Genomic DNA, 6,959 nt, shown 5'->3' with positions numbered 1-6,959 from the left:
TTGGGGGTTTTTTCTTTTTTTTGTGTCTCCCTCTTGATAGGTTTTCGTTGTTTGTTGGTTGGGTTTGGACCCCCCCCCCACCCTCCGCCCAGTGTCACTTTCCCGTTTTTTTTTTCCCTTCCCCCCCCCCCCCCCCCCGACGGTCTCGATCATGCCCATCAGGTTGTCGACCTCGTCTGAGGCGCGCTTGCGGACGTTGTCGACGGAAGCGACGAACACCGTGACGTGTTGGATGCCGATCTCGGCGCACCAGCTCAGCACCTGGTCGAGGTGCTCGGCACCGTGCCGGTGCCCGACCTTGGGGTCGTCGAAGCCCATCTGCCGGGCCCACCGCCGGTTGCCGTCCATCACCATTGCCAGGTGGCGGGGCAGCTCGGCGGCGGTGAGCTGGGCGCGTAGCCGGCGGGCGTAGAGCCGGTGTCCGGTATCGAGCAGCGGTCGCATCATCGCCTGATCTCACCACGCTTGCTCGCCCGGGCACAGCAGCGCAGGTGGTCTGCTGATCGGCCAACGACCGGGTATCGGCCCGTGCCGAGATCACTGAGCTGCTGGCCTGGTGGATGCCTGTTCGCCATGTGATGCCCCGGCGTTTCGGGCACATTAAGGCCCTTCAGAGCATCGGGACTGCCCGCAGACGCCATGACCTGGCCGGCGGCCTGCCCGCGGCAGTCCGAACGACTACCGCGGGCGCTCGCCGGCCAGGTCGTGACCCAACTCGACCAACCCGCCACCCTGAATCGATGGGCCATCCCGGATTACTGGCTGGTCACGGTCATTTTCGTACGCTTCGGTCTGCGGATCACCGACGAGCTGTGGCTGGCGCCGCGACCCGGGAACGGTGCGATCGCGTCAGCCGGTGCTGACCCGCAACGCGTGATCAGCACACGCCTCAGCAGGACCACCGGGCGATGCGCGGCGGCTGCCACTCGCCGGTCAGCACGTCGTCGGTGGGTAGGTAGACCCGCATGTAGACGTGGAAGACGCCGGCTGGGGCGGGCAGCCAGTTCGCCGTTCCGCCGGGTGGGGCAGTGGCGGACAGGAACAGGTCGAGTGATCCGTCCTGGTTCATCGTGAGAGCGGAACGATCGCCGAGGGCGTACCGGCTGAGCTCGTTGGGAACGAGGAAGTAGTTCTCGTCGTACATTGTCACCGACCAGAATCCGTCCGCGCTCGTCGGCGGGAGAGCGCCCGGCCGGAAGTGCAGTCGGTAGGAGCGTTCACCGCTGAGTGGCTGGCCGAGCAGATCGGACTGGGAGAAATAGTACGTCGACTCGGCGGGCACGTTGGCGCCCAGGCCGCCGGCGGCGATGCCGGCTCGGAGCAGGTAGTCGGTGCCGTAGGTGCCGGCGCTCAGGCTCGACCGCCACGTCCGCCCGGCGGCGGGGAACGCGGCTTCCGCGTGGCCGGCGACGAGGTACGCCTGCCCGTCGGTCACCGCCGCCTCCAGGGTGGCGACGGCCTGCGGATCCCCTTGGCTCGGGTTCCCGCCCGGCTCGACGCCGAGCGCGGCGAGACCGGCGAGTGCCGACGCGTCGGCGGCCGGGGGTGGGTCGGACGCGAGCACGGCGGCCAGTTCGTCGAAGAAGGCGGCGCCGGCGTCGTAGGGGGTCTGTGGCCGTGGCAGGTTCGCGCAGTCGGGCGTAGGCAGCGCCGGCGGCGTGTCGGTGGCGGGCGTTTCGAGGACGGCAAGCTGGTACCCGGCCATGACAGCCCTGGCGGCGGGCACGTCGTCGGGGTTCTTCACGAGCGTGCGGCCCAGCAGCCATACGTCCCAGGTCGGTCCGGACACCGACGTGACGCCACTCGGAAGTTCACCGGACCATCCGGGCGGAACGATTGCATACCTGCCGCCCGCAGGGTCCACGGTGCTGGTGCCGATGTTGGTGAACACGTTGGTGTACATGTCGAGGAACTGGAAGTTGTAGTACCGGTCGTCGATCGCCGGTACCGTCAGCACGACCGGTCCACGACGCAGGTCGAGCCACGCGATCGAGTAGAGGGTGTCGACGTTGGGTGCCACCACATCACGGCTGGCGGGAGTGGCGAGCTCAGGCGAGCTCACCAGCGTGTTGACGTTCCCGATGGCGCACAGTTGGTTGGCCCGGGTGCGGGCGGCGACGACCGGAGCGTAACCGTAGAGGTAGGCGTCGATGCCGGGCGTCGTTGTCGGTGCGGTGGCTTGGGCGCCTGACGGCACCGCGAGGCACCCGACGAGCGCTGCGATCACGGTCACCGGCATGGCTACCAGAAGGCGGTTACGCACGCGAATCTTTCTGATCGATTTGATCGAGGAATCGATGATCGGGATGGGATCCCGACCGCCCTCGCGGTCCACCTCGGTGGGGGTATGTCCCTCAACGGAGCCGGCGGCGTTCCCACCGGCCGGGCGGTCCAGTGCGACACCCTCCACGTACATGGCGGGCAGCAGACGGTCGAGGCGGGGCGGCAGTGTCCAGGCGTGTGTGCCGAGCAGCCCGAGTGCGGCAGGGACCAGCGTCATCCGGACGAGGAAGGCATCCAGGAGCACGCCGAGGGCCAGCGCGAAGGCGATCGGGCGGACCGTTGCCGTCCCGCTGACCACGAAGCTGGCAAAGACCCCGATCATGATCAGTGCGGCGGCCGCGACGACTCTGCCGGCGTGCCGTGCTCCCTCGTGTACCGCGTCCCTCGGCTCACGGCCGTGAATGACCGCCTCGTGGATCCGGGAGACGAGGAAGACCTGGTAGTCCATTGCCAGACCGAACAGCACGGCCATCACGATGATCGGCATGAAGCTCACCAGCGAGCCGGTGGCGCCGTCGCTGAGGATGCCGCCGAACCAGCCCCACTGGAACAGCGCCACCGTGACGCCGAGGGTCGCGCCGAGGGTGAGTAGGTAGCCGACCGCGGCGATGAGGGGCACCAGCAGGGAGCGGAAGACCATCGTCAACAGCACCATCGACAGGCCGACGACGACCAGGGCGAACGGCAGGATAGCGGTAAGCAGCCGGGCGGAGACGTCGACGCCGAGCGCGGTCGTCCCGCTGACCTGGATGGTTGCGCCGGTCGTGGCGGTGATGTCCGCGGCCTCGTGCCGGATCGTCTGCACTACGTCGGCGGTCGCCGGGTCGGCGGGTCCGGTCGTGGGGATCACCTGGACCAGCGCGTACCGGGCGTCGGCGGAAATCCGCGGCGGCGCTACCGACGCTACACCGGGAATGTCGCTGAGACCTTCGGCGACGGCCGTGGCGGCCGTGTCCGGCTGGCTGGACCTGGAGAGGTCGGCGAGCACGAGGACCGGACCGTTGAGCCCGGGTCCGAACTCGTCGGAGACCGTGTCGTAGATTTGGCGCGCCTGGTCGCTGTTCGGCAGGCTCCCGTTGTCGGGCAGCGCCAGTCGCATGCCCGTCACCGGCACCGCCAGGACGAGTAGCGCGCCGACCCCGGCCGCGAGGATGACGACGGGCCGGCGCAGCACGCCCCGCACCCAGCGCTCGGCGCCGGGGACCGCGCGGCCCTCGGCGACGGCCGCGGCCCGCCTGCTGTCCCGCCCGCCCGGGCGCGGCGCCAGCCGCCGCCCGGCCACCGACAGTAGGGCCGGCAGCAACGTGATCGCCACCAGCACCGCGAGGAGCACGGTCGCCGCCGAGGACACCCCCATCACGGTGAGGAACGGCACCTGCGCCACGGCCAGGCCAAGGAGGGCGATGATCACGGTCGACCCGGCGAACACCACCGACGAGCCCGCAGCGGCGGTGGCCCGGACGACGGCCTGCGCGACGTCCGCCCCTGCGGCCAGTTCGGCGCGGTGGCGGACGACCAGCAGCAGGGCGTAGTCGATACCGACCGCGAGCCCGAGCATGAGCGCGAGCGTCGGGGCGGTCGTGGAGATCGTGGTCAGGGTCGAGGCCACCCAGATACCGACCAGCCCGGCGGCGACGCCGACGAGCGCGGTGAGCAGGGGCAGCCCGGCGGCGACCACCGACCCGAGAGTGACCGCGAGGACGACGACCGCCAGCAGGAGGCCGATCACCTCCGCCGCGTGCGAGGCGGAACTCGGCCCGCCGGAGAGTGCGTTGCCGCCGAGGAACACGGTCAGCCCGGCCTGCTCGGCCGGGGCCATCGCGGCCCGGACATCGTCGCCTGTCGAGTCGGGCAGTTCGCCCTTGAGTACGTCGAACTGCACGATGGCCAGCCCGGATCGGCCGTCGGCGCTGACCGTGCCCGGGGCCTGCGGTGGCGCGACGGCCCTCACGTGGTCGATTCCGGACACCGCCGTCAGCGACCGCTGGACGGCGGCGGTGTAGGCCGGGTCGCTCACCGTCCCGCCGTCGGGTGCCTCCAGCAGGATCTGCAGCGAGGTCCCGCCTGCACCGGGGAACTCCTCCTGCAGCACGTTCAGGGCCGCCTGGGACTCCGAACTGGGGATGGTGAACTCGTCGGTCAGGGCGCTCCCGCGCGCCGCGAGGCCTCCCACGAGGGCCAGGAGCAGCAGCACCCAGCCTCCGATCACGATGAATCTCTGCCGGTGCGCGAACCTGCCTACGCGCTGCAACAACCGGGCCATCAGTTCGTCATCCCTTCCGCTGTCCGGCGGGCCGGATGCCCGCTCGCCGTCCAGTCGACCGGCATGAGCTGACGGTGCGCCTATCCGGACCCTGACGAGCCCCTGCCGGGAACCTGACGGTTGGCTGACGGCAGCGCTGTGGGTGCCGCGACCGGGAGCCGGACGGTGATCGTGGTGCCCTCGCCGACCACGGACCGGCCGGTGACCTCGCCGCCCTGCGCGGTCACCAGGGCTCGGACGATGGACAACCCCAGCCCGGAGCCGGATCCGTCCCGGGACCGGCCGGCGTCGACCCGGTAGAACCGGTCGAACACCCGGGCCAGGTCGTGCTCGGCGATGCCCGGTCCGTGGTCGACGACCTCGACAGCGACCTCGCTGCGGGCGGCGGGGCCGACGGCCAGTTCGACGGGCGTGCCGGCCGGGGTGTGCTGGACGGCGTTGCCGACGAGGTTGCGGAACACCTGCTCCAGCCGCGGTGCGTCGCCGAGCACGGTGACCGGTCCGGCCGCATGTAGGGTGATCGCCCGGTCCGGCTTGATCACGCGCGCGTCCTCGATGACGCCTTCCAGCAGGGGCAGCAGGGGGACCGGTTCAGCGGCGAGCGGCCGCCCGGCGTCCATCCGGGCGAGCAGTGCCAGATCCTCGACGAGCAGGCGCATCCGGCCCACCCCGGCCTCCATTCGGCCCATCGCCCGGTCCAGGTCGTCGCGGTCCTCCAGGCCGCCCTGCACGTATAGGTCGAGCCAGCCGCTGATGCCGGTGAGTGGAGTGCGCAGTTCGTGCGAGGCGTCGGCCACGAACGAGCGCAGGGCCTGCTCGGCGCGGCGCCGGGCTTCGAACGCCTCGGTCAGGGCTGCGGCCAGCCGGACCGTCTCGGTACCGGAGCCGTGGGCGAGATCGCCGAAGTCGTGGTCCCCGGCGCCTCCGGCGATCTGGTCGGCGGCCTCAGCCATCCGTTCCAGCGGGCGCAGGCCGCGACGCAGGCTCAACGCGGCCACCGACCCCAGCACGATCAACGCGGCGACGGCGAACCCGAACCCGGTCCGCCGCAGGCGGACGATCACCGCCACGTCGTCGGTCCTGTCGACGGCGACGACAAGGAACCCGAGCGGGATCGACGTGCCGTCGCCGGACTCCACGACCAGTCCCGTGGCCCGGGCACGGGCCACCAGGAACGTACGGCCCCCGGCGGTCAGGTCGGCGGGTTCCCCGATCGGCAGGTCGCGGGTAGCTGCGACGAGGTCGCCCGCCGGTGGTGGTGGGCCATCTTGGAGGCGGTCGAAGGTGAACGCCGGCCGGCCGCTCGTGTCCAGACCGACCACGACCACGCCGGCGAAGGCGGGCAACGCGTCCGGCTCGATCACCACCCGGTCACGTCCGCTGAGGATCCCGCCGACGGAGGCGTTGATGTTCCACAGCCGCTCCTCGGCCCGCTCGGCGAGGTAGCGCTGCAGGAACAACGAGGTCAGGGCAGGACCGCCGACCAGCCCGACGAGCAGCAGGACGAGCAGATGGACCAGGAGCCGGCGACGGATCGACAGCGGCCGCACGGGCCGCCGCAGCCTCACCGGGGCTCCCTCACCGCGTACCCGAAACCACGCACGGTGTGGATCAGCGGCACGGACGCACCGTCATCGATCTTGCGGCGAAGATTGGCGACGAACCGCTCGACGACGTTGGCGTCCCCACCGAAGTCATACCCCCACACGTGCTGCAGGATCTGGCTCTTGGACAGCACCCGCCCCGCATTGTTGAGTAGAAAGACAAGCAGCCGGAACTCGGTCGGCGACAAGTGCACCGGCCGCCCCGCACGAGTAACCAGGTGAGCATCGAGGTCGACGGCCAGGTCGGCGAGCAGCAGCCGGTTGTCCTCGGACGGCACATCGGTGCCCGCCGTCCGTCGCACCAGCGCCTCCAGCCGGGCGACGACCTCGGCAACGCTGAACGGCTTGGTGACATAGTCGTCGGCGCCCAGCCGCAGCCCCTGGATCCGGTCCTCCACCTCCTGCCGCGCGGTCAGGAACAGCACCGGCGTGGTCTTGCCCCGGCCGCGCAGCAGCCGGACGGTCTCGAACCCATCCAGGCCAGGCATCATCACATCGAGCACGACAACATCGAACTCCTGGCCGGTCAGGCGCACCAACGCCGTAGCGGCGTCGGGCACGGCGTGCACCTCCCAGCCGGCGAACCGCAGGGTCGACTCGAGTAACTCGCGGATCTGCGCGTCGTCGTCGACGACCAGGACTCGTGGCACCGGCACCCGCACATCCTCCTCCACTACCGGCCCAAGGCGAAGCACACAGCTGAAGTGCGCAGGCACGCACGCATGCCGGCCCGCCCGGACGTCCGTGAACCTCCAAATCAGAGACTGCCGCAGGAGGACGCCTCGCCGCTATCCCGTTGCGTTCACGGA

At 70.5% G+C, this 6,959-nt stretch carries 4 protein-coding genes; all 4 read right to left on the bottom strand.

What is annotated here, in order from left to right:
• Window positions 1–447: undecaprenyl diphosphate synthase family protein (locus ACXAHD_RS19850; protein WP_475052352.1), on the bottom strand; the 447-nt coding region annotated here is incomplete at its 3' end.
• Window positions 448–889: 442 nt separating this feature from the next.
• A complete protein-coding gene (locus ACXAHD_RS19845) occupies window positions 890–4,477 on the bottom strand; it encodes an MMPL family transporter (protein ID WP_475052349.1) in 3,588 nt (1,195 codons plus the stop codon).
• A gap of 149 nt (window positions 4,478–4,626) precedes the next feature.
• A complete protein-coding gene (locus ACXAHD_RS19840; protein WP_281554582.1) occupies window positions 4,627–6,114 on the bottom strand; it encodes a sensor histidine kinase in 1,488 nt (495 codons plus the stop codon).
• Window positions 6,111–6,806: a response regulator transcription factor gene (locus tag ACXAHD_RS19835; protein ID WP_281554583.1), complete on the bottom strand. Its 696-nt coding sequence runs from the start codon at window positions 6,804–6,806 to the stop codon at window positions 6,111–6,113. Before ACXAHD_RS19835 ends, ACXAHD_RS19840 begins: the two co-directional genes overlap by 4 nt.
• Window positions 6,807–6,959 lie beyond the last annotated feature (153 nt).

It is taken from the genome of Micromonospora sp. ABR4_055 (assembly GCF_056160425.1).
The sequence above is the reverse complement of the archived record's forward strand: the minus strand, read 5'-3'. Positions and strand labels throughout refer to the sequence as shown.